20 protein-coding genes and 1 pseudogene are annotated in these 21213 nt (G+C 68.3%); 13 read left to right on the forward strand and 8 right to left on the reverse strand.

The features are described 5' to 3' along the window. Window positions 1-3 precede the first annotated feature (3 nt). Genes PV781_RS13810 through PV781_RS13820 form a run of 3 tightly spaced genes read left to right on the forward strand, consistent with a single transcriptional unit; the run spans window position 4 to window position 2794 of the window. Window positions 4-672: a 3-hydroxyacyl-CoA dehydrogenase family protein gene (locus PV781_RS13810; protein ID WP_274776213.1), complete on the forward strand. Its 669-nt coding sequence runs from the start codon at window positions 4-6 to the stop codon at window positions 670-672. Window positions 673-675: 3 nt separating this feature from the next. Beyond that, window positions 676-1791, forward strand: coding sequence for a CaiB/BaiF CoA transferase family protein (locus PV781_RS13815; RefSeq protein ID WP_274776214.1), 1116 nt, complete (start codon window positions 676-678; stop codon window positions 1789-1791). A gap of 10 nt (window positions 1792-1801) precedes the next feature. After that, entirely contained in the window at window positions 1802-2794 is a 993-nt protein-coding gene (locus tag PV781_RS13820; protein WP_274776215.1) for an NADPH:quinone oxidoreductase family protein, read from the forward strand. Between the two features lie 4 nt (window positions 2795-2798). On the opposite strand, the gene PV781_RS13825 is transcribed toward PV781_RS13820, so the two are convergent. Beyond that, complete coding sequence (locus PV781_RS13825; RefSeq protein ID WP_274776216.1) at window positions 2799-3464, reverse strand: class I SAM-dependent methyltransferase; 666 nt, start codon at window positions 3462-3464, stop codon at window positions 2799-2801. After that, window positions 3436-4422 carry a LysR family transcriptional regulator gene (locus PV781_RS13830; RefSeq protein WP_274776217.1) on the reverse strand — a complete coding sequence of 329 codons (987 nt, stop codon included), beginning with the start codon at window positions 4420-4422 and terminating at the stop codon, window positions 3436-3438. Before PV781_RS13830 ends, PV781_RS13825 begins: the two co-directional genes overlap by 29 nt. 55 nt (window positions 4423-4477) lie before the next feature. Between PV781_RS13830 and PV781_RS13835 the strand changes: the two are divergent. Together PV781_RS13835 and PV781_RS13840 are read left to right on the forward strand one after the other, a co-directional pair. After that, a pseudogene (locus PV781_RS13835) lies at window positions 4478-5134 on the forward strand (NADPH-dependent F420 reductase); the annotation flags it as partial. Then, entirely contained in the window at window positions 5131-5436 is a 306-nt protein-coding gene (locus tag PV781_RS13840) for a putative quinol monooxygenase (protein ID WP_274776218.1), read from the forward strand. The pseudogene PV781_RS13835 and the gene PV781_RS13840, both read left to right, overlap by 4 nt. Window positions 5437-5531: 95 nt before the next feature. Here PV781_RS13840 and PV781_RS13845 read toward each other — a convergent pair whose 3' ends face one another. Next, complete coding sequence (locus PV781_RS13845; protein ID WP_274776219.1) at window positions 5532-5957, reverse strand: EVE domain-containing protein; 426 nt, start codon at window positions 5955-5957, stop codon at window positions 5532-5534. A 261-nt stretch (window positions 5958-6218) separates the two neighbouring features. Here PV781_RS13845 and PV781_RS13850 point away from each other — a divergent pair, with 261 nt between their 5' ends. Beyond that, entirely contained in the window at window positions 6219-6518 is a 300-nt protein-coding gene (locus PV781_RS13850; protein WP_274776220.1) for an antibiotic biosynthesis monooxygenase family protein, read from the forward strand. 36 nt (window positions 6519-6554) lie between these two features. Here the strand turns inward: PV781_RS13850 and PV781_RS13855 are convergent, their stop codons facing one another. Next, window positions 6555-7538 carry an NAD(P)H-dependent glycerol-3-phosphate dehydrogenase gene (locus tag PV781_RS13855; protein WP_274776221.1) on the reverse strand — a complete coding sequence of 328 codons (984 nt, stop codon included), beginning with the start codon at window positions 7536-7538 and terminating at the stop codon, window positions 6555-6557. A 3-nt stretch (window positions 7539-7541) separates the two neighbouring features. Further along, the gene (tsaD, locus tag PV781_RS13860) at window positions 7542-8603 is read right to left on the reverse strand and encodes a tRNA (adenosine(37)-N6)-threonylcarbamoyltransferase complex transferase subunit TsaD (RefSeq protein WP_274776222.1); all 1062 of its coding nucleotides are present in this window, start codon (window positions 8601-8603) and stop codon (window positions 7542-7544) included. Window positions 8604-8802: 199 nt separating this feature from the next. On the opposite strand from tsaD, the gene hemC reads away from it, so the two are divergent. The 5 genes from hemC (at window position 8803) to lepA (ending at window position 15400) form a co-directional block, all read left to right on the forward strand. Beyond that, window positions 8803-9744, forward strand: a complete 942-nt coding sequence (gene hemC / locus PV781_RS13865; protein ID WP_274776223.1) for a hydroxymethylbilane synthase — start codon at window positions 8803-8805, stop codon at window positions 9742-9744. Window positions 9745-9753: 9 nt separating this feature from the next. Next, complete coding sequence (locus PV781_RS13870) at window positions 9754-10473, forward strand: uroporphyrinogen-III synthase (RefSeq protein WP_274776224.1); 720 nt, start codon at window positions 9754-9756, stop codon at window positions 10471-10473. A gap of 176 nt (window positions 10474-10649) precedes the next feature. Continuing rightward, a complete protein-coding gene (locus PV781_RS13875; protein WP_274776225.1) occupies window positions 10650-11927 on the forward strand; it encodes a COG4223 family protein in 1278 nt (425 codons plus the stop codon). After that, window positions 11924-13468 (forward strand): heme biosynthesis protein HemY, encoded by a 1545-nt coding sequence (locus PV781_RS13880; RefSeq protein WP_274776226.1) that lies wholly within the window; start codon window positions 11924-11926, stop codon window positions 13466-13468. Before PV781_RS13875 ends, PV781_RS13880 begins: the two co-directional genes overlap by 4 nt. 126 nt (window positions 13469-13594) lie before the next feature. After that, window positions 13595-15400 carry a translation elongation factor 4 gene (lepA, locus tag PV781_RS13885; RefSeq protein ID WP_274776227.1) on the forward strand — a complete coding sequence of 602 codons (1806 nt, stop codon included), beginning with the start codon at window positions 13595-13597 and terminating at the stop codon, window positions 15398-15400. Between the two features lie 56 nt (window positions 15401-15456). Here lepA and cytX read toward each other — a convergent pair whose 3' ends face one another. Both cytX and PV781_RS13895 read right to left on the reverse strand, forming a co-directional pair. Continuing rightward, window positions 15457-16734 carry a putative hydroxymethylpyrimidine transporter CytX gene (gene cytX / locus PV781_RS13890; protein ID WP_274776228.1) on the reverse strand — a complete coding sequence of 426 codons (1278 nt, stop codon included), beginning with the start codon at window positions 16732-16734 and terminating at the stop codon, window positions 15457-15459. Between the two features lie 312 nt (window positions 16735-17046). Next, window positions 17047-17595 carry a hypothetical protein gene (locus PV781_RS13895; RefSeq protein ID WP_274776229.1) on the reverse strand — a complete coding sequence of 183 codons (549 nt, stop codon included), beginning with the start codon at window positions 17593-17595 and terminating at the stop codon, window positions 17047-17049. A 318-nt stretch (window positions 17596-17913) separates the two neighbouring features. Between PV781_RS13895 and groES the strand changes: the two genes are divergently transcribed. Both groES and groL read left to right on the forward strand, forming a co-directional pair. After that, the gene (gene groES, locus PV781_RS13900) at window positions 17914-18201 is read left to right on the forward strand and encodes a co-chaperone GroES (RefSeq protein ID WP_188584048.1); all 288 of its coding nucleotides are present in this window, start codon (window positions 17914-17916) and stop codon (window positions 18199-18201) included. 43 nt (window positions 18202-18244) lie between these two features. Then, window positions 18245-19882, forward strand: a complete 1638-nt coding sequence (groL, locus tag PV781_RS13905; protein ID WP_274776230.1) for a chaperonin GroEL — start codon at window positions 18245-18247, stop codon at window positions 19880-19882. A gap of 175 nt (window positions 19883-20057) precedes the next feature. On the opposite strand, the gene PV781_RS13910 is transcribed toward groL, so the two are convergent. Further along, window positions 20058-21170 (reverse strand): alpha/beta hydrolase family protein, encoded by a 1113-nt coding sequence (locus tag PV781_RS13910; protein ID WP_274776231.1) that lies wholly within the window; start codon window positions 21168-21170, stop codon window positions 20058-20060. Window positions 21171-21213: the final 43 nt, after the last annotated feature.

Below are 21213 nucleotides of genomic sequence, written 5' to 3' on the forward strand. Positions count from 1 at the left end.
CCCATGTCGCACCCTGCATCTTCCCACCGGGTCATCGCCTCCGGCACCAGCCGCTCCTTCCCCGCCCCCCATCCCTTGACCGAGGCGGCGAGCGAGGCCGGCGACGTTGTACTTCTCCTGGGCCCCGGTGCCGGGCGCGCCCTCGCCGCATTGGCTGACAAGGAACGCTACACCGCCATCCTGATCGAGCTGGGCACCGAATGCCTCGGCGTGTACACCGGCGAGAGCCGGGGCGAGGAAGGCGCGAACGTGCTGGGCTTTGCCCGCTTCCGGCTGGGGGAGGCGCCGCCCTCCGATCTGGTGGAAATCGTCCGTCAGCCTAAGACGTCGCCCGAAGCGATCGCGGCCGCCCGCGCCCTCTTCACCGCCCACGGCCTGAAGACCGCCGTCTGCGCCGACTTCCCCGGCCGCATCGTCGATCGACTTGTGCGCCCCTATTACAACGCGGCCCTCGCCAAGCTCGATGCTGGCCTTGCCACCGCCGATGACATGGACCTGACCTTGCGCCTGGGGCTGGGCTATCCGGAAGGCCCCATCGCGCTTCTAGAGCGCACCGGCCTTGCCGCTCATCACGACGTGACCTCGGCCCTCTACGAGGCCCTGGGCGATCCGGCCTATGCGCCAGCCCGCCGCGCGCAGGTGGCCAAAGCCCGCCAGTTGAAGGGAGCCTGAGCCATGCGGCCCCTCGACGGCGTCCTGGTGGTGGACTTCTCCACCCTCCTGCCTGGCCCCCTCGCCAGCCTCATCCTCGCGGAGGCGGGTGCCCGCGTGGTGAAAATCGAGCGGCCCGGCCGGGGCGACGAGATGCGCGCCTACGCGCCCAAGGTGGGCGAGGACAGCGTGAACTTCGTGCTGTTGAACCGGGGCAAGCAGTCCATCGCCCTGGACTTGAAGGCCCCCGACGCGCTGGAGCGCCTCAAGCCCCTGCTCGCCCGCGCCGACGTGGTGCTGGAGCAGTTCCGGCCCGGTGTGATGGACCGCCTCGGCCTCGGCTATGAGGCGCTGCGGCGGATCAATCCCAAGCTGATCTATTGCTCCATCACCGGCTGGGGGCAGACCGGCCCGAAGGCTCAGGTGGCCTCCCACGACCTCAACTACATGGCCGAGACTGGCGTGCTCGGCCTCTCCGCTGGTGCGGACGGCGCCCCGGTCCTGCCGCCGGTTCTGGCGGCGGACGTGGCGGGCGGAACCCTGCCGGCGGTGCTGAACATCCTCCTGGCCTTGCGCCAGCGCGACCAGACGGGGCTTGGCTGCCACCTCGACATCGCCATGGCGGACAACCTGTTCACCTTTCTCTATTGGGGCCTCGGGAACGGCTTTTCCGGCGCCGGCTGGCCGCAGCCCGGCGACGAGCTGGTGACGGGCGGTTCGCCCCGCTACCGCATCTATGCCACCAAGGACGGGCGCTACGTCGCCGCCGCGCCCCTGGAGGACAAGTTCTGGGAGAACTTCACCCGCATCATCGCACTGCCCGAGCCCCTGCGGGCGGTGGATGCGCCGGCAGATGCGGTCATTGCCGGCATCTGCGAGCGGATTGCCGGCCGCACCGCGGCGGAATGGCAGGAGGCCTTTGCGGGCCAGGATGTGTGCTGCTCCATCGTCGCGTCGCTGGAGGAAGCGGTGAAAGACCCGCACATCGCCGCCCGCCGCGTGTTCGCCCACTCGCTTAAGACCGCCGAGGGTGAACTTCCGGCCCTGCCCGTGCCGGTGGTGCCCGCCTTCCGCGCCGAGCCCGGCCGCGCCCGCGCGCCAAAGCTGGGCGAAACCACCGATCCCTATCTGGCCATCTGAGGAAGCCCCAATGCGCAGCTATCGCGTCTGGGAGCATGGCGCTCCCTCGTCCATGCAGATCGACACCCTGCCCGATCTGATGCCGGGACCCGGCGAGATGGTGGTGGATGTGAAGGCCGCCGGCATCAACTTCCCCGACACGCTGGTGGTCTCAGGCAAATATCAGATCCTGCCGCCCCGTCCCTTCGCGCCGGGCAAGGATCTGGCCGGCATCGTCCAAGCCGTCGGCGCCGGTGTCACGGATTTCGCGCCGGGCGACCGGATCATGGGCCAGGTGGAGCATGGCGCCTTCGCCGGACAGGCCCTCGTTTCCCCCTCCCAAGCCTTCCGCCTGCCGGACGGGATGGAATTCGCCGAGGCCGCAGCCATGGGCCTCGTCTATCAGACCGCGCATTTCGCACTGGTGGAACGCGGCCAGTACAAGCGGGGAGAGACCGTCCTGGTGGGTGGCGCGGCGGGCGGCGTCGGGCTTGCGGCCGTTCAGATCGCCAAGGGGCTGGGAGCGCGCGTGCTGGCCGGGGTGCGCTCGGAGGCGGAAGCCGAGGTGGTGCGGCAGGCCGGAGCCGATGCGGTGATCAACCTTGCCGTTCCCGATCTGCGCGACAGCCTGCGCGCCCAGGTGGCCGCCGCAACCGACGGCCATGGCGCGGACGTGGTGCTGGACCCTTTGGGCGACACATTCTTCGCCGCAGCCGTGCGCGCCATGGCCTGGTGCGGGCGGCTCGTGGTGATCGGATTTGCCGCCGGCGAGATCCCCAGCATCAAGGTCAACTATCTGCTGGTGAAGAACATCTCCGTCTCCGGCCTGCAGTGGAGCGACTATCGCGACCGCACGCCGGAAAAGGTACGCGCGGTTCAGGCGGAATTGTTCGACCTGTGGCGGGCAGGCGTCCTCAAGCCGCGCATCATGCGCCGCTTCCCCTTCGCTGCGCTGCCCGAGGCCCTCGACCTCGTCTCGCAAGGCAAGGTTCAAGGCAAGGCCGTCGTGCTGATGGAGGACTGAAGCCTCAAGCGCGCGGCCGCCACACGGCGGTGCGCTTGATCTCCATGTCCTCCAGTTCCCGCGTCACCGGCACCGAATAGACCTGAAGTTGCTCCAGCCGATCCTTGGGCAGATAAGAACGGCCTGGGTCGCCGATGAGCACGATGGCGCCCCGTGCCGAGAGGGTGAGCAGCCAGTCGAACACCCGCGCGGCAAGGTCGCGCTCGTAGCAGATGTCACCGGCGAGCACCGTCTCCCAGCCCTCGTCCGTGCCGATGAGGTCCACCTGCCGGCCCTCCAGCACCGCGTCATTGGCGGCACCGTTGAGGCCGATGGCGGCAAGGGCGAAAGGATCGATATCGGCGCAGGTCACAATGCGCGCCCCCGCCTTGGCGGCGGCTATGCCCACGAGGCCCGAGCCGGACGCAAAATCCAGCACGCTGCGCCCCTCGACCAAGTGGGGATGATCGAGCACATGGCGCGCCAGCGCCTGCCCGCCCGCCCAGGCAAAGGCCCAGAAGGGGGGCGGCAAGCCCATTTCGCCCAGCTCTTCCTCGGTGCGATGCCAGAGCGGCACTGCCTCGTCAGCCACATGAAGGCTGATTTCAGGAACAAGCGGCACGGGCCGCAGGCGCGTCTCGGCGGCCACGAAGGCGCGCGGATCAGGGAGCGGCGTCACGGGGCTCGGCATTTCGCACCTCATCTGGCGCGCGGGCATCCAGATGCCCGGCTGACGCCTCGCACGCGGCTTTTACTTCATTCATGAGCCAGTCAAAGCCCGGATCTCGCTGCGGCGGTGCGCGGCGCACGGCCACCACGGGAAAGGCAGGGACGTCGATCGGGACGGGCCATACGTCAAGGCCGAAGGGTGCCGCCAGACGGTCAGCGAGCCGATTGGAGACCGTGGCAATCGCGTCGCTCCTTGCCACCGCATCGAAGACCCCGAGAAACAGCGGAAGCGATCCCGTCACCCGCCGTCGCAGCCCCTTAGCCTGAAGCACCTCGTCCACTGGACCCGTGACCCGGCCAAGGAAGGACACCAGGAGATGGTCCAGCGAGAGGAAGGTGGCGAGATCGAGCCCCTTGACCAAAGCAGGATGGCCCCGCCGAGCGATCACGACGAAGTGCTCCTCGAACAGGAGGGTACTGGCCACTCCGCGCGGCAAGGCATGGAATCGCCCGATCGCCACGTCCACGTCGCCCCGGCGCACGGCCTCGCACGCCGCTTGCCCCACCAGAAAGGAAAACGAGAAGCGCGCCTGGGGGGCCGAGACCTGAAAGCGGCGGGTCAGTGGCGCGGCCAGGAGGGTGGAGATCAGGTCTGCGGCGGCGATCTGGAAATGCCGTCGCGACCCGAAGGGATCAAAGGTGCCCCCCGCTGGGGCGAGCGCCTGGGAGAGGGCGAGGATTTCCTCCACCACAGGCACCAGCTGGAGCGTGCGCGCAGTGGGCACAAGGCCATTGGGCCGGCGCTCGAACAAGACGTCGCCCAGCGCCGTGCGCAGCCGTCGCAAGGCATGGCTTACCGCGGACTGACTCAGCCCCAGGCGTTCCGCAGCGACCGTCGCCTGTCCGGTGGCGGCCAGTTCCCGGAACACAAGAAGCAGGCCCCCGTCCAGCCGACGGATATGATTGATATCGATATCCATCCTTCACCAAATTCACTGGCTCTCATAACTTAAGCATCGCAATTCTGGGCGCGAAAGGAGTTCGCGCATGCAGATCGCAATCATCGGCGCCGGTCATGTGGGCGGCGCGCTCGGGAAGGGCTGGGCACGCGCGGGACACGCCATCCGCTACGGGGTGCGCGATCCCTCATCCGCCGAGCTTGCGGCGGACGTGGCTGGCAAGGCGATGGTCGGCACCACCCCCGATGCCATTCGGGGGGCCGACCTCATCGTCCTGGCCGTCCATTGGCAGGACGTACCTGACGCGCTCAAAGCGTGCGGCGACCTGTCGGGCCGCATCCTCATTGATGCCACCAATCCCTTGGCCTTCGGCCCGGATGGCATCTCCCTCGCACTCGGCTTCGATCGATCCGGCAGCGAGGAGGTTGCGGCGCGGTGCCCGGGCGCTCTGGTATTCAAGACGCTCAATCAGGTGGGATACGAGGTGATGGCGGATACGTCCGGCTTTGTCGCCCCACCCGTGATGTTCATCGCCGGCCCTCAGGGGACCGCACTCCAGCAGGTATCCCAGTTGGTGACTGATCTGGGATTTGCCGCCAAGTGGGTGGGTAACTTGGCGCTGGCCCGCCTTCTGGAGCCATATGCCATGCTCTGGATTCACACGGCTCTGTCCGGCCGGATGCCCCAGGACAGTGCCTTTGCCCTGCTCAACCGCGCAGGAGACGCGTCATGATCGTGGAATATGTGCGTTATCGGCTAAAGCAGCATAGCCCGAACGCCTTGCTCGCCGCCTATGAGGAGGCGGGCGCTCATTTGCAGGCCTCGCCCGAGTGTCTGGGCTACGAGATGTCGCGATGCGCCGATGAGGCTGAGGTCTTTACCCTCCGCATCCTATGGCGGTCCGCCGACGACCACCTCAAGGGATTCCGCCAGGGACCCCACTTCCCGCCATTTCTTGCCCTGGTGCGCCCTTTTCTCGAGGAGATCGAGGAAATGCGGCACTATATCCGCACCGACCTCATCTTTGTCCGATGAGGCCCTGAGCGCCGCGCCGCAACCCGCAGCGCCGGCCCCCGGAACCCTGGCCCCGGCCCCGGCCTTGCCAGTCGGGACCGGGGGCACGCGGCGATTTAGCTTTGCGGGCCCGCCTCGGACAGCCCGAGCACCATCTCCCACTCCGCGTCGGTGACTGGCTGCACCGAAAGGCGGGAATATTTCATCAGCGCCATCTCCTGGAGCCGCGGATCGGCCTTGATCGTCGCAAGGCTCACCGGGAACTTCAGCGGGCGGACTGCCTTGAGGTCCACCATCACGAACTTGCCCGTGGGATCGGAAGGGTCGGGATAGGCCTCGCGGATCACCTCCACGATGCCCACGATCTCCTTGCCCTCGTTCGAATGATAGAAGAAGCCCTGGTCGCCCACCTTCATGGCCAGCAAATTGAGCTTGGCTGAATGGTTGCGCACGCCGTCCCAATGCGTGCCCTTGGCGCCGGCGGCCACCTGATTGTCCCAGGACCATTTGAACGGTTCGGACTTGTAGAGCCAATGGGCCATGGGACCCCTCATTCTCGCGACGGACGAAGGTCAGGCTTTAGCGAGACGTTCAGCGCCTTGGCAAGGGCCTGGCGGTCGGGGTGGGCCTTCGGGGCGTGCATTTCTGAAATGTCGTTGGAGGCGGGGGACAGCGCGCCGGTTTGCCTTTATTCAATCGGTTAGGGCGACCGGATCGGCCGCCCCTCTCACCTGGAGGCAGACGGCCGGCCGCCGGACGACAGGCGCTCCGTCGCACGCCAATCGATGCTCGGGAGGACAAGAATGGTCTATGAAATCGCGCAGATCGAAGTGAAGGAAGGCCATGAGGCCGACTTTGAGGCGGGCGCGCGCCTCGCCGTGCCGCTGTTCCAGCGCGCCAAGGGCTGCCGCTCCATGCGCATCGACCGCTCGGTTGAAAAGCCTCAGCATTATACGCTGGTGGTGGAGTGGGAGACCATCGAGAACCACATGGTGGACTTCCGGGAATCGGCGGACTTCCAGGAGTGGCGCAAGCTGGTGGGCCCGCACTTCGCCTCCCCGCCCCAGGTGGAGCATATGCATACGGTGCTCACCGGCTTCTGAGCCGGCCAAAGGGCGCATCGGCAGGAGCCGGTGCGCCTAAATCTCCTCGGAGCGCTGCGGGCGCGCCATCAGCGCCTCAATGGCGGCGGGGATGGTCAGATGGCCGCAGAGCACGCGGTCCACCGCATGGGCGATGGGCATCTCGACGCCGTGGGCTTGCGCCAACTCCACCAGCACCTGCGCGGTGAAAGCACCTTCCGCCAGCTTCCCTTCCGGTACGCGCCCCTCCCCCAAGGCGAGGCCATAGGCAAAATTGCGCGACTGCGGACCGGAGGCGGTGAGGATCAAGTCGCCAAGGCCGGAAAGACCGGACAAAGTCTCGCCCCGCGCGCCGAAGGCGCGGCCAAACCGAGCAAGTTCCGCGAACCCACGGGCGGTGAGCGCTGCAGCAGCGCTCGCGCCAAGGCGGCGCCCCGCAACGATGCCGGCGGCGATGGCCAGCACGTTCTTGGCGGCGCCGCCAATCTCAGCGCCCCGCACATCGCTGGAGTGATAGAGCCGGAATGTGGAGGAGCCGAAGGCGGTGGCCAGCGCTTCCGCCAGCACCTCGTCTTGGGCGGCGAGCGTCACCGCGGTAGGCAGCCCGCGCGCGACGTCGGATGCAAAGCTCGGCCCGGACAGCACGGCGGGGCGGGCCATGGGGGCCGCATCCGCAATCACCTGCGTCACGAAGGCGCGCGTGCCGCGCTCAATGCCCTTGGCGCAGGACACCATAGGCACGCCAGGCACAAGGCGCGGTGCGATGGCCTGGAGCACCTCCCGACACGCCTGGGTCGGCACCACCAGGAGAATGGCCTGCGTCAGCGCCACCGCCTCCAGGTCGGCCGTGGCCGCCACGCCGGGCTCCAGGGGAATGCCGGGCAGCCCCTTGCGGTTCTCCCGAAGGGCGGACAATTCCGCTGCCTGCGCGGGATCGCGGGTCCACAGCACCACCTGCCGCCCGGCGCGGGCGATCACATTGGCGAGCGCCGTCCCCCAGGAACCGGCACCGAGCACCCCGATGCGCTGAAATGCCGTCATGCCTCACCCCTTCGCGGCCACAGCGCCTGGGTCCAGCGGCCAGCGGGCCCGCGGACTGATGGAGAGCGAGTCGGTCAGGCCCCGGGACAGGCGCTCGGCCCCCGCCCAGGCAATCATGGCGCCGTTGTCGGTGCACAGCACCGGAGGCGGCACCGCAACCCGTGTGCCCATTTCGATCGCCACCCTGTGGAGCGCGTCCCGGATGGCGCCGTTGGCGCCCACGCCACCGGCCACCACAAGGGCGGTGGGCGCGCAGCCCATCAGGTCGCGGAACTGGCGCAAGCCCGCCCGCACGCGGTCGTCGATCACATCCACGACCGCCGCCTGGAAGGAGGCGCACAGGTCCGCCACGTCCTGGTCGGAAAGTGGAGCGAGGCGGTCGGCCTCCAGCCGCACGGCCGTCTTCAGGCCGGACAGGGAGAAGTCCGGTTCGCGGCGGCCGAGCATGGGGCGGGGAAACACGAAGCGGTTGGGATCGCCGTCCCGCGCCTGGCGCTCCACTTCAGGCCCGCCCGGATAGGGCAGGCTCAGCATCTTCGCCACCTTGTCGAAGGCTTCCCCCACCGCGTCGTCAAGCGTCGTGCCGAGGCGGCGATAGCGGCCCACATCCTCCACTGCCAGCAACTGGGTGTGGCCGCCGGAGACGAGGAGGAGCAGATAGGGAAAGGCGACGCCGTCCGTCAGCCGGGCGGTCAAGGCATGCGCTTCCAGATGATTGACCGCCACCAGCGGCCGGCGGGCGGCCAGCGCGATGGACTTGGCGGTGGTCAGCCCGACGATCACGCCGCCGATGAGCCCTGGGCCAGCCGCGGCAGCCACCGCCGCAAGGTCGCCGAAGCCGATCCGCGCCGTCCGCATGGCCTCGGCGATGACTTTGTCGAGCACTTCCACATGGGCGCGCGCCGCAATCTCGGGCACCACGCCACCATAGGGGGAATGCGCCTCCACCTGGCTGCGGATCACGTTTGAGAGGATATGCCCGGCCCCCGAGGGTGCCCGCGCCACCACGGCTGCCGATGTCTCGTCGCAGGTGGTCTCGATCCCGAGCACCAGAAGGTCCGCCACTTCACCCCTCCCCGAACCGGCCTTGCCGGTCTCTTTCCGCGCCGGCTATGCTCCAGCGCAGTCCGCATGTGCGCCACCACGCCCAATGCGTCACGCGCGCAACGCCGATCCAGCGCCTGCGCCGGAACGCCGCTCCATCCCCCCGCGATTCCGGCTATCATCCTATGCGACCACGACACAAGAGACGAAACATTCCCTCATGTCCTTGCCCTCCTTCTCTTCCGCCCGGCTCACCATCGGCACCCGCGGCAGTCCGCTCGCCCTGTGGCAGGCCCATGCGGTGCGCGATGCGTTGGCACAGAAGCTCGCGCGACCGCCGGAGAGCATCGTCATCGAGGTGATCCGCACCTCCGGCGACAAGATCCAGGACCGCGCCCTTTCCGAGGCGGGCGGCAAGGGGCTGTTCACCAAGGAGATCGAGGACGCGCTGCTCGACAAGCGCGTGGACCTTGCCGTCCATTCGGCCAAGGACGTGGCGACCCTGCTGCCGGAGGGGCTGCATCTTGCCGGCTACCTGCCCCGCGCCGATGTGCGCGATGCGCTGATCCTGCGTTCCGGCGCCAGCCTGTCAGACTTGCCCTCCGGCGCGCGTGTCGGCACAGCCTCGCTGCGCCGGGAGGCCCAATTGCGCCGGGTGCGGCCGGATCTCGACGTGAAGCTGTTGCGCGGCAATGTCCACACCCGCCTCGCCAAGGTGCAGGATGGCGAGTTCGACGGCACCCTTCTCGCCCTGGCGGGGCTCACCCGACTGGGGCTCGCGGAAAAGGCCAGCGCCCTTTTGGATACCGACGACTTCCTGCCCGCCGTAGGCCAGGGCGCGGTGGCCATTGAATGCCGCATGGACGATCCGGAAACCAATGCCGCCATCGCTGCCGTCGCTTGCGGCGACACGGGCATCGCACTGGCCGCTGAGCGGGCCCTGCTCGCCGCCCTGGACGGCTCCTGCCGCACCCCCATTGCGGGCCTTGCCACCGTGTCCGGCCGGGAGGTGCGCCTGCGCGGCCTCGTCATGACGCCGGATGGGCGCGACAGCGCCGCCATCGACATGAGCGGCGCCGCGGATGAGGCGGCCATGCTCGGCGCCGTCGCTGGCGCGGAATTGCGCGGCTCCGCGCCGGCGCGGGCGTTGGGCCTTTCCTGAGCAACCGGAATGCGCCTTCTCCTCACCCGCCCCGAACCCGGCGCCTCCGCCACCATGGCGCGGCTTGCGGGCCTCGGCCATGAGGTGGTTTGCGACCCTATGCTCCGGATCGTGCCCACGGGCAGGCCCCTGCCCCGGGGGCCATTCGACGCACTGGCCTTCACCAGCCTAAATGCGGTGCGCGCCCTGGCTGCGGATGAACGGGCGGCGGACTTCTTCTCCCGCCCTGCCTTTGCCGTCGGCCACCGCACCGCAGCAGAGGCGAGGGGAGCCGGGTTCCGTGAGGTGATCGACTGCGCCGGTGATGTCGCAAGCCTCGCCCACACCCTGGTGCAGCACCTGCCCCCCGGAGCCCATGTCCTGCATGCGGCAGGCGAGGAGCGCGCGGGGAGTATCGCCACGGCCATTCCCGGACGAACGATTTCGGTGGAAGTCTGCGTGCTTTATCGCGCGGTGCCGGCAACGGAACTGTCAACGGAGGCGCAGCAGGCGCTCGCCACGGGCGGATTGGAGGGAGCGCTGCATTATTCGCCCCGCACCGTAGCGGCGCTGCTGGCGGCGGTTGAGCGGGCGGGGCTGATGGACGCACTGGGCAAGCTCAGCCATTTTTGTCTGTCCGCCGCTGTGGCCACGCCGCTGAACGCCGCTGGCCTGCGGGTGGCGGCAGCCAGCCGGCCCGAAGAACCTTCCCTCCTGGCGCTCCTGCCGGCTTGCGACCCGGCGCGCTAGGGGCGGTTTCACCGCTCGGACGGGCCCTGCCCTGAGGGGGTCAGCCTCACCATGGCCATGCTGGCCACCTAGAGATCGATCACATCGTGTGAAACCATACTGCCACGTCGGCGGTTGCCCCGCAGGGTCGGGCGGTTTAAGCCGGACAGGCCCGGATCAAACGGACGAGGAGGCCCATGGCGAGGAACGATCGCAGCCGCAAGGACCCGACCGGCACCGAGCCGGGCCCAGCGAGCTCAGACCTGTCGCCGGAGGATCGCGCCTCCCGCCCCGCCCCCGAAGCGGTGGTGGACGATCCCATGCCCGCCGAACCCGATGCCATCCTCCCTGACGTGCGCGCGACGCCCACAGCCGCCGCGGACACTGCGCCCGCGAAGCCGGTGACCGAAGGGGAAGATGCCCCTCGCGCGGCGGTTGATGAGGCGCCGACCCAGGCTGTGCCTCCGCCCGGCAAGGCCCCGGACGCCCCTGAGGCCGCCCTCATTCCCCCGCCGCCCCCGCCCCATCGCCCCGGCCCCTCGCCCTGGATCGCCTTGCCGGTGGGCGCATTGGCCGGCGCGCTGGCGGCGGCTGCCGTCGCCTACGGCCTCAACTGGCGCATCGCGGGCGGCCCGGACGGCGACCTCGCAGCGCGCGTGGTGGTGCTCGAAGCGCGCCCCGTGGTGGATCCTGCGGCCCTGACCTCCCTGGCAGGGCGGGTGGCAAAGCTGGAAGCCGTGCCGCCGGTGGACCTGAAAACCGCTCTGTCCGGTGTCCAGGGCGATATCAATGCTCTGAAGCAGTCCCAGCAGACCATGCTGGGTGCAGCCAAGGACAGTGCAGCCGCCGCCGCCTCGGTCAGCCAGCAGGTGACCGCGCTTGCGGGCCGAATCGACGCGGTTCAAAAGAAGATGGACGAGGTGGCCGCCGCCACCGCCGCCTCAGACAAGACGGTCGCGACCCTGGCGGTGGTGGGCGCCCTTCGGGAGGCCATCCTGTCCGGACGGCCCTACACTTCGGAGCTGGCAGCGGCGCGTGCCGTGCTCGGCCCGGCCGCTGCGCCCCTCGACGCCTCCGCCGCCGCGGCGGCCACCGGCCTGCCAACACCTAGCGAACTCGCGCGTCGTCTCGCCGAGGCGGCCTCGGCCGCGGGACAGCCGGTCAGCGAGGCGCCCGCCCCCGCCGGCGCCTCCATGGTGGACCGCCTGCTCTCCAGCGCCGAAAGCCTGGTGCGCGTGCGCAGCACGGACACCGCCGCCGCGCCGGCCGCCGCAGAGCGGCTGACGGCGGCCCAGGCTGCGCTGCGGGCGGGCGAGCTGGACAAGGCGCTCGAGGCTCTGGGCGCCCTGCCCGCCGACCTGAAGACCAAGCTGGCCGCCGTCACAGCGCAGATCACCGCCCGCCGTGACGCGGCCAATGCCGCGACCACCCTTTATCAGCAGGCGCTGGCCGCCATTTCGGGGAAGGTTCCGTGATCCGCCTCGTCCTCCTTCTCGTTTCACTCGCCCTCATCGCCTTCGGCGCCGCCTGGATCGCCGATCGGCCGGGAGAGATGGTGATCGTCTGGCAGGGCTGGCGCCTGGAGACCACGGTCCCCGTGGCGCTGGCCGCGCTCGCCTTGTTCTCCGGCGTGCTCATCCTGGTCTGGCGGCTCATCTCCTTCATCTTCTCCTCGCCTCGCCTCCTGGCGCGCTTCTCGCGCCGTCGGCGGCGGGAGAAGGGATGGGACGCCATTTCTCGCGGCCTCCTGGCCATCGGAGCGGGAGACGCCGCCGCTGCCCGCCGGGCGCGCGATGATGCCGCCCGCTACCTGCCGCACGAGCCCCTGACCCATCTGCTGGCGGCCCAGTCCGCCCAGTTCGATGGCGACCGGGACGTTGCCGTTCAGTCCTTCCGGCTGATGCTGGAGGCGCCTGAAACCCGCATCCTCGCGCTCCGCGGCATGCAGATGGAGGCTCGCCGGGCCGGCGATCTCCCCGCCGCCCGCACATTGGCCGAGGAGGCCGCCAACCTCGCCCCGGCCCTGCCCTGGGCGGTGGACGCGGTCATCGAGGCGCGCTGCGCCGATGGCGACTATGCCGGCGCCCGCGAGACGCTGGAGCGGCAAATGGCCGCCCGTGGCATCGACAAGATCCAGTATCGCCGCCGCCGCGCGGTGCTGCTGGCGGCCGAGGCGATGGCCATCGAAACCAGCGACCCGGCTCTGGCGCGTGAACGCGCGGTGGAGGCGGTGCGCCTGGCGCCAAGCCTTGTGCCCGCCGCCACGGTGGCCGGGCGGCTGCTGGGCCAGGCCGGCGAGATGAAGAAGGCCGCCAAGATTCTCACCGCCGCCTACGAGGCGACGCCTCATCCCGAACTGGCCGAGGTCTATGCCCATCTGCGTCCGGGCGACGCCGCAGCGGACCGCCTGAAGCGGGTGCGTGTCCTGGCGGCGACGGTTCCAGATCATTTCGAGAGCCGCATCGCCCTCGCCCACGCGGCCATGGACGCGCAGGAATATCAGGAGGCCCGGGCCGTCCTCCAGCCGCTGGCCATGGAACCCACGCAGCGCATCTGCCTGTTGATGGCGGAGCTGGAAGCCAGCGAGAATGCCGATGTGGGCAAGGCGCGGGAATGGGCAGCGCGGGCCCTGCGCGCGCCTCGCGATCCGGCCTGGATCGCCGATGGCGTGGTCTCCGAGCATTGGGCGCCTGTCTCCCCCGTAACCGGCAAGCTCGACGCCTATGTGTGGGAGGTGCCGCCGGGCGTCACCGCCACGCCGCTCATCGAGCACGAAGCCGAGCGCCTGCGCGCCGCCATCGCCGCCGTGCCTCCGCCCAAGCCCGCCATCGTCCCCAACCCGGAACCGGCGAAGCCCTTAGAGACGGAGCCTGTCGAGGAAGCCAAGGCCGAGGCTGCGCCACTGCGTCCCGAGCCCAAGGCGGCGCCCATAGTGGCCATGCCGCCCCTTCCAGACGATCCTGGCCCCCTTCGGCCGGAGGAGGATGTGGAAGCCCGCCGCCCGGCAGCGCTCTAGAAGTGCCCCAGCGGTGCGCCCTGGCGCACCGCTCCAGCCTGTCGGCGCGCCCGGCGGCGGGATTGAAATCCGGAGCGGAGGCCGCTGCGCCTTGTGGGGTTTCGGCGCCGGTGCTATGCGGCGCGGATGACCGCGAGCGCCCAGACCCATATCCGCAATTTTTCCATCGTCGCCCATATCGACCATGGCAAATCCACGCTTGCCGACCGGCTGATCCAGCTCACCGGTGGCCTGTCCGAGCGCGAGATGTCGGACCAGGTGCTCGACAACATGGATATCGAGCGCGAGCGCGGCATCACCATCAAGGCTCAGACCGTGCGCCTCACCTACAAGGCGCAGGACGGCGAGACCTATACGCTCAACCTCATCGACACCCCCGGGCATGTGGACTTCGCCTATGAGGTGAGCCGTTCGCTCGCCGCCGTGGAAGGCTCGCTCCTGGTGGTGGACGCCTCCCAGGGCGTGGAGGCGCAGACGCTGGCCAATGTCTACCAGGCCATCGACAACAATCACGACATCGTCCCGGTACTCAACAAGATCGACCTGCCGGCCGCCGAGCCGGAGAAGGTCAAGAGCCAGATCGAGGACGTCATCGGCCTCGACGCTTCCGATGCCATCGGCATTTCCGCGAAGACGGGCCTCAATATCGATCAGGTGCTGGAAGCCATCGTCACCCGCCTGCCCGCGCCCGTGGGCGATCGCGATGCGCCCTTGAAGGCGCTGCTGGTGGATAGCTGGTACGACACCTATCTGGGCGTGGTCGTGCTGGTGCGCGTGATCGACGGCGTGCTGAAGAAGGGCATGCGCATCAAGATGATGGGCGCCGATGCCGTCTATGACGTGGACCGGGTGGGCGTGTTCACGCCCAAGATGGTCGCCATGGAGAATCTCGGCCCCGGCGAGATCGGCTTCCTCAACGGCTCCATCAAGGAAGTGGCGGATACCCGCGTCGGCGACACCATCACCGAGGACAAGCGCCCCACCGCCGAGCCGCTGCCGGGCTTCAAGCCGGCCCAGCCGGTGGTGTTCTGCGGCCTCTTCCCCGTGGATGCGGCTGATTTCGAGGACCTGCGCGCTGCCATGGGCAAGCTGCGCCTCAACGATGCCAGCTTCTCCTACGAGATGGAGACCTCGGCAGCGCTCGGCTTCGGCTTCCGCTGCGGCTTCCTGGGGCTCCTGCACCTGGAGATCATCCAGGAGCGGCTGTCGCGCGAGTTCAACCTCGACCTCATCGCCACTGCGCCCTCCGTCATCTACCAGATGGAGCTGACCGACGGCTCCACCATCGATCTGCACAATCCAGCCGACATGCCGGACGTGGTGAAGATCGAGGAGATCCGCGAGCCCTGGATCCGCGCCACCATCATGACGCCGGACGATTATCTGGGCGCCGTGCTCAAGCTCTGCCAGGACCGGCGCGGCAATCAGATCGAGCTGACCTATGTGGGCGCCCGCGCCATGGTCACCTATGACCTGCCGCTGAACGAAGTGGTGTTCGACTTCTACGACAAGCTGAAGTCCATCTCGAAGGGCTATGCCTCCTTCGACTACAACATCACCGACTATCGCCCCGGCGACCTCGTGAAGATGTCCATTCTGGTCAATGGCGAGCCGGTGGATGCCCTCTCCATGCTGGTCCACCGCACGCGGGCGGAATTCCGGGGCCGGGCCATGTGCGAGAAGCTGAAGGACCTCATCCCCCAGCATCTCTTCAACATCCCCATCCAGGCCGCCATCGGCGCCAAGGTGATCGCCCGCGAAACCATCAAGGCCCTGCGCAAGGACGTGACCGCCAAGTGCTATGGCGGCGACATCACCCGCAAGCGCAAGCTTCTGGACAAGCAGAAGGAAGGCAAGAAGAAGATGCGCCAGTTCGGCAAGGTTGAGATCCCCCAGGAGGCGTTCATCGCCGCCCTGAAGATGGACGATTGAGCCGGGGCCGACACCGGGGGGCGAGGTCAATGGGCGGCTCCAGGGAGCCGCCCGCTTCACTTGCGCAGCGCAGCGACCCCCGCATGGATGGCCCCGGCCAGGACAAGCGCGGGCAAGGTGGCGCCCAGGTCGGGCGCCCAGTTGGAAATGCCGTGAAAAAGCGCCACGCCGCAGCCCCAGGCAGAGAGCGCTGGGACGCTCCAGCCGGCCGTGAACCAATAGGCCCCGCCGTGCCGGGTGATCTCGGTGGCGTCGATCCGGCGCCGCCGGACGAGGAAATGGTCCGCCAGCACCACGCCGAACAAGGGCGCGAACACCGAGCCGATCAGCAGCAGGAAGCCCTCATATTTGGCGAGCGGCACGGTCAGCGCGATGAACGTGCACAGGGCGCCGAAGCCGAGCGCCAGAACGGGCACCTTGCCGAACACTGTCCCGGTTGAGACGGCGGCGGAATGAATGTCGGCGAAGGCATTGTCGGTCTCGTCGAGAAGGATCAGGAGCAGCGCCAGTCCCCCGCCCGCGGTGGCCAGAGCGGTGACCAGCGACATCTCCTCGCCCGTGGCGAGCCCATAGGCGGCGCCGAGGCCGTAGAACCACACATTGGCGATGAAATAGCCGAGCGCCGTGCCTCGGAACACGCCGCCAGGCGTGCGGCCGAAGCGGCTATAGTCGCAGATGAGTGGGAGCCAGGAGAGCGGCATGGCCACAACGAGATCCACCGCGCTCCCAAAGCCCAGGCCGCCCTCGGCCGGGCGGGTGAACAGGGCCCGCAAATCGTGCTCCGCCAGCAGGCGGAAGGTCAGCCAGCCGGCCGCCGCCAAAATCAGCCACAAGCCCCAGGCCCGCAGGAAGCGCCGGACGAAGGAGACGGGGCCGAGCACGGCAATGCCGGTGGCAAGTGCACCGAAGAGAACGGTCCAGGCCATCGGGGCAGAGACGTCCAGCGCGGAGCGCACCAGCGCATCCGCAGCCTGACTCATGATGATGATCTCGAACGAGCCCCAGCCCACCAGTTGGATGACGTTGATGCAGGTGGGCAGCATGGCTCCGCGTACGCCGAGGGTCGGCCGCAGCATGGCCATGGATGCAAGGCCCGTATCGGCCCCGATCACGCCGACCAGCGCCAGCAGGATGACGCCCAGTGCCGAGCCGGCCAGGATGGCCCCGAGGGCCGTCCCGAGGCTCAGGGCCGGCGTCAGGAGTGCGCCAGCCTGCAATACCAGCAGGCCAATGCCGAGGGAGAACCACAAGGCGAACGCATCCCGCGCGCTGAAGACCCGCTTGGCGGGCGCAACGGGGACAAGAGGATCATAGGAGGAAGAAGCTGCGTCCATGGGGTCCACCGGCAAGCTGTGCCGTGGTGGACCCTAGAGCATTTTCACGCGCTGTGGGAACCGGTACCCATAAGGAAAATGCGCCGGAACAAGGAGATAGAACAGTTCCATGCGCCGGCCCGACCCGGCTCACGCCTCGGGCCTGCCGCCGGAACAAGAGTGCCCCTTCCCGGCGCGCGTCGAGGCCCCCTTGCCCCGAGCGCGAGCGGGGCAAGCCGGCTCCGATGCCGCCGCGTCCCTCACGGCCAATGGAGAGAATGGGGCGAGAGAAGGCGTCAGCGGGCCATCACCCCCAAGCAATACCCCAAGCCATCACGGGCAGCGCACATAGACCATCGTGCCGTAGCGCTTCGAGATTTCCGGATCGACCCACTTCAGGACGAGGACATTGCCATTGAAGGAGACCACCTGGCGGTCCCGCTCGCCGCCAGCTGGATCCTCGGCCGGGCCAATGAAGACCGGCTGGCCGGGTACCTGCTTGGAGATGACCTCGGTGAGCTTGTTGTCATCCGCCAGATACATCATCACGCCGCCATTGGGGCCGGCGGTGATGACATAGGGATTGGAGCACTGGGCGCGGGCCTGATTTTCCGTACGCTGCGCATCCTCGGGCCGGTGATAGGCCGCAAGGCCATAGCGGCCGACAAGGCTCGCCGCTGCAATCGGGCTAGTATATTGCGGAACGGCAGGCGCGGGGGGCGGCGGAGGTTCGGAGGCGCAGCCCGCAAGGGCAAGGGCGGCGACAAGGGCTGCCGCGGCAAGCCGTCCGCGAGAGGCGTGCCGACCCTTGCGGCCCTCGTTTCGACCCTCGTGCCCGGCACGCAACCTGCCTGCGAGCGATGAAGCGGGAGACCAAGACATTCAACAACTCCGAAGCACGCGCCCGAACCGCATCGCCGTGCTCCCGGAAGGAACCGGCGCCTGGGACCATAGGGCCTGTTGGACGCGGCGTCGATGCTCGATCCGGACAGAGGTCCCCGTCCGCCGCCGCCAGCCCGCCCGCCGATGGCCTCAAGATCGCCAATCTAGCGGGGCATCTCTTACATAAAGGTAAGGACCGCCTTCTTGACGGACCGCCGGGGCCATCCTATCTCCGGTCGCGGATTGGCACTCTCCAGATGGGAGTGCCAACATTCGCGGGCTCAAGGCCCGCAGGGATAAACTGAGAGGATCAGGCCCATGTCCTTCCGCCCTCTGCATGACCGTGTGGTCGTCAAGCGTATCGAAGCCGAGCAGAAGACCGCTGGCGGCATCATCATCCCCGACACCGCCAAGGAAAAGCCCCAGGAGGGCGAGGTGGTCTCCGTGGGCCCCGGCGCCCGCGACGAGAGCGGCAAGGTCGTGGCGCTTGATGTGAAGGCCGGCGACCGCGTCCTGTTCGGCAAGTGGTCGGGCACCGAGGTCAAGATCGACGGCCAGGACCTGCTCATAATGAAGGAAAGCGACATCCTCGGCGTGATCGGCTGAGGCTTCGGCGCTTTTTCCCTTATCTCATTCAGGAGTACGGCACATGGCTGCCAAGGACGTGAAATTTTCCGGCGATGCCCGTGAGAAGCTGCTGCGCGGCGTCGACATCCTCGCCAATGCGGTGAAGGTCACGCTCGGTCCCAAGGGCCGCAACGTGGTGATCGAGAAGTCGTTCGGCGCCCCGCGCATCACCAAGGACGGCGTATCGGTCGCCAAGGAGATCGAGCTCGAGGACAAGTTCGAGAATCTCGGCGCCCAGCTGGTCCGCGAAGTCGCTTCCAAGACCAATGACCTGGCCGGCGACGGCACCACCACCGCCACCGTGCTCGCCCAGGCGATCGTCAAGGAAGGCGCCAAGGCGGTTGCCGCCGGCATGAACCCGATGGACCTGAAGCGCGGCATCGACCTCGCCACCGCCGAGGCCGTCCGTGACATCCAGGCCCGCGCCAAGAAGGTCTCCTCCTCCGCCGAAGTGGCGCAGGTCGGCACCATTTCCGCCAATGGCGATGCCTCCATCGGCGAGATGATCGCTGGCGCCATGCAGCGCGTGGGCAATGAGGGGGTCATCACCGTCGAGGAAGCCAAGACCGCCGACACCGAGCTGGAAGTGGTCGAGGGCATGCAGTTCGACCGCGGCTATCTGTCTCCCTACTTCATCACGAATGCGGAGAAGATGATCGCCGACCTGGAAGATCCTTTCCTGCTGATCTTCGAGAAGAAGCTCTCCGGCCTCCAGCCGATCCTGCCGGTCCTTGAGGCGGTGGTGCAGACCGGCAAGCCGCTGGTGATTGTGGCCGAGGACGTGGAAGGCGAGGCTCTGGCCACCCTCGTGGTCAACAAGCTGCGCGGCGGCCTGAAGGTCGCAGCCGTCAAGGCCCCCGGCTTCGGCGATCGCCGCAAGGCCATGCTCGAGGACATCGCCATCCTGACCGGTGGCCAGGTGATCTCCGAGGATCTCGGCATCAAGCTCGAGAACGTCACCATCGCCCAGCTCGGCCGCGCCAAGAAGGTCATCCTCGAGAAGGAAAAGACCACCATTGTCGACGGCGTTGGCGAGAAGGCCGACATCGAGGCCCGCGTTGCCCAGATCAAGGCCCAGATCGAAGAGACCTCCTCCGACTATGATCGTGAGAAGCTCCAGGAGCGTCTCGCCAAGCTCGCGGGCGGCGTCGCGGTGATCCGCGTCGGCGGCGCGACCGAGGTCGAGGTCAAGGAGAAGAAGGACCGCGTTGACGATGCCCTGAACGCCACCCGCGCTGCGGTGGAAGAAGGCATCGTTCCCGGCGGCGGCGTGGCTCTGCTGCGCGCCAAGAAGGCGGTCGAGGCCCTCACCTCCGACAACCCCGACATTGCCGCCGGCATCAAGATCGTGCTGCGCGCCCTCGAGGCTCCCATCCGCCAGATCGCCGAGAATTCCGGCGTGGAAGGCTCCATCGTGGTGGGCAAGGTTCTGGAGACCAAGGAGCCGAACTTCGGCTTCAACGCCCAGACCGAGGAATATGTGGACCTGGTGGCCGCCGGCGTTGTCGACCCGGCCAAGGTGGTGCGCACCGCCCTTCAGGACGCCTCTTCCGTGGCCGGCCTGCTGGTGACCACCGAGGCGCTCGTGGCCGAGCTGCCCAAGAAGGACTCCGCGGCCCCCGCCATGCCCGGCGGCGGCATGGGCGGCATGGACTTCTGAGGACGTCCAAGCCGACCACGGCTTTGAGTGCCCAGCCGGCAGCGCCGGCTGGGTGGCGGCATGGACTTCTGAGGACGTCCAAGCCGACCACGGCTTTAAGTGCCCAGCCGGCAGCGCCGGCTGGGTGATCAAAACAAAAAGAGGGGCGTGGCTTCGGCTGCGCCCCTTTTACGTTTCAGCAGGATTCGGCATAGGCCATGGCCTGTGAAAGCGCCGGCACAACGTCGCGACGCATTCGGGTGCCGTAGAAAAGCGAGAAGTGTCCGGCCCCCTTCACAAGGCGATGGCGATGGAAGGCTGCCGGAAGATGGGGACACAGCCTGTGGGCGGCCTCTGTCTGGCCGGGAGCGGCGATGTCGTCATCCTCCCCCTCGATGGTGAGGAGAAGGGTGCGGTCGAGGGCCGCCAGGTTCACGTCCCGCCCACCCACCTGAAAAGGACCACCGGCCAGAATCCGCTGCCGGAACACCCGATCCACATTCTCCAGGAAGAATTCCTGCGGAATATCCATCATGTCCCAGCACAGGCGTGCGAGCGGGTATCGCATGGGATCGTCGCCGTCATCGGCCACCAGCTTTAGGGGAAGCTCTCCTCCCGTCAGGCCCTGCCGCCAGAGATAGAAGCCGAACGCCTGCATCTGGCGACGGCGGGGAAAGACCCGCCGCCCCGCGCCGGGAAAGGCGGCCGGCACGGTCTCGAACAGCCCCTCGTCGCCCACCGAACCGGAAGAGGCGAGCACACGGTCCAGATTGGTGGGATGGCAGGCCGGATCAATGGGGCCGCCGAGCAGGGACAGGCTGGCGGGCGCCTGCCCCTCAACCGCCGCCAGCGCGCTGGCAACCAAGGCGGGCACCGCGCCCTGACACACACCGACTACGTGGCAGGCCCGTCCCATCTCGGCGATCATGCCAGCAGTTTCCAGGCAGTTGGCATCGAAGCCGAAGGCACCGCGCGCCACGGGGAGATAGCGGGCGTCGGGCCAGTCGGTGACCGCCACATGGTCGGCGAGTCCCAGGATGGCCACCACCAGGTCCCTGAGCAGATAGGGAAAGGCGCCCGCGAGCGGCGCCACCAACAAGACGCTGCGGCGCGCACCGTGCGCGGCGCGGAATGACCTGAGCTGACCGGCGCCGAACACCCGGCCCACGGTTTCCTCCACCGCCACCTGCGCACCGGCAGGCCCTGCGACGGACCGGATGCCGAAGGTGCGGAAGGCCCCGGGATCGAGGGGCAGGCCAGCCGGCCCGGCGGACGCCCCCCAGGACGGATGCCGTTCTGTTTCCTCCATCACCCACCTGCCCTGTCAGGAGACCGGAATGGAGAAAGGATAC

Source organism: Aquabacter sediminis, from assembly GCF_028863665.1.
Taxonomy (GTDB): Bacteria; Pseudomonadota; Alphaproteobacteria; order Rhizobiales; family Xanthobacteraceae; genus L1I39.

What these genes read in the sequence shown, in the direction of transcription:
- PV781_RS13855 (WP_274776221.1), bottom strand. Translation starts at nt 7,538, where the DNA reads ATGACGGCATTTCAGCGCATCGGGGTGCTCGGTGCCGGTTCCTGGGGG.
- PV781_RS13895 (WP_274776229.1), bottom strand. Translation starts at nt 17,595, where the DNA reads ATGTCTTGGTCTCCCGCTTCATCGCTCGCAGGCAGGTTGCGTGCCGGG.
- PV781_RS13870 (WP_274776224.1), top strand. Translation starts at nt 9,754, where the DNA reads ATGCGCCTTCTCCTCACCCGCCCCGAACCCGGCGCCTCCGCCACCATG.
- hemC (WP_274776223.1), top strand. Translation starts at nt 8,803, where the DNA reads ATGTCCTTGCCCTCCTTCTCTTCCGCCCGGCTCACCATCGGCACCCGC.
- PV781_RS13875 (WP_274776225.1), top strand. Translation starts at nt 10,650, where the DNA reads ATGGCGAGGAACGATCGCAGCCGCAAGGACCCGACCGGCACCGAGCCG.
- groES (WP_188584048.1), top strand. Translation starts at nt 17,914, where the DNA reads ATGTCCTTCCGCCCTCTGCATGACCGTGTGGTCGTCAAGCGTATCGAA.
- PV781_RS13815 (WP_274776214.1), top strand. Translation starts at nt 676, where the DNA reads ATGCGGCCCCTCGACGGCGTCCTGGTGGTGGACTTCTCCACCCTCCTG.
- PV781_RS13825 (WP_274776216.1), bottom strand. Translation starts at nt 3,464, where the DNA reads ATGCCGAGCCCCGTGACGCCGCTCCCTGATCCGCGCGCCTTCGTGGCC.
- PV781_RS13845 (WP_274776219.1), bottom strand. Translation starts at nt 5,957, where the DNA reads ATGGCCCATTGGCTCTACAAGTCCGAACCGTTCAAATGGTCCTGGGAC.
- groL (WP_274776230.1), top strand. Translation starts at nt 18,245, where the DNA reads ATGGCTGCCAAGGACGTGAAATTTTCCGGCGATGCCCGTGAGAAGCTG.
- PV781_RS13810 (WP_274776213.1), top strand. Translation starts at nt 4, where the DNA reads ATGTCGCACCCTGCATCTTCCCACCGGGTCATCGCCTCCGGCACCAGC.
- PV781_RS13850 (WP_274776220.1), top strand. Translation starts at nt 6,219, where the DNA reads ATGGTCTATGAAATCGCGCAGATCGAAGTGAAGGAAGGCCATGAGGCC.
- PV781_RS13820 (WP_274776215.1), top strand. Translation starts at nt 1,802, where the DNA reads ATGCGCAGCTATCGCGTCTGGGAGCATGGCGCTCCCTCGTCCATGCAG.
- PV781_RS13830 (WP_274776217.1), bottom strand. Translation starts at nt 4,422, where the DNA reads ATGGATATCGATATCAATCATATCCGTCGGCTGGACGGGGGCCTGCTT.
- cytX (WP_274776228.1), bottom strand. Translation starts at nt 16,734, where the DNA reads ATGGACGCAGCTTCTTCCTCCTATGATCCTCTTGTCCCCGTTGCGCCC.
- PV781_RS13910 (WP_274776231.1), bottom strand. Translation starts at nt 21,170, where the DNA reads ATGGAGGAAACAGAACGGCATCCGTCCTGGGGGGCGTCCGCCGGGCCG.
- PV781_RS13840 (WP_274776218.1), top strand. Translation starts at nt 5,131, where the DNA reads ATGATCGTGGAATATGTGCGTTATCGGCTAAAGCAGCATAGCCCGAAC.
- lepA (WP_274776227.1), top strand. Translation starts at nt 13,595, where the DNA reads ATGACCGCGAGCGCCCAGACCCATATCCGCAATTTTTCCATCGTCGCC.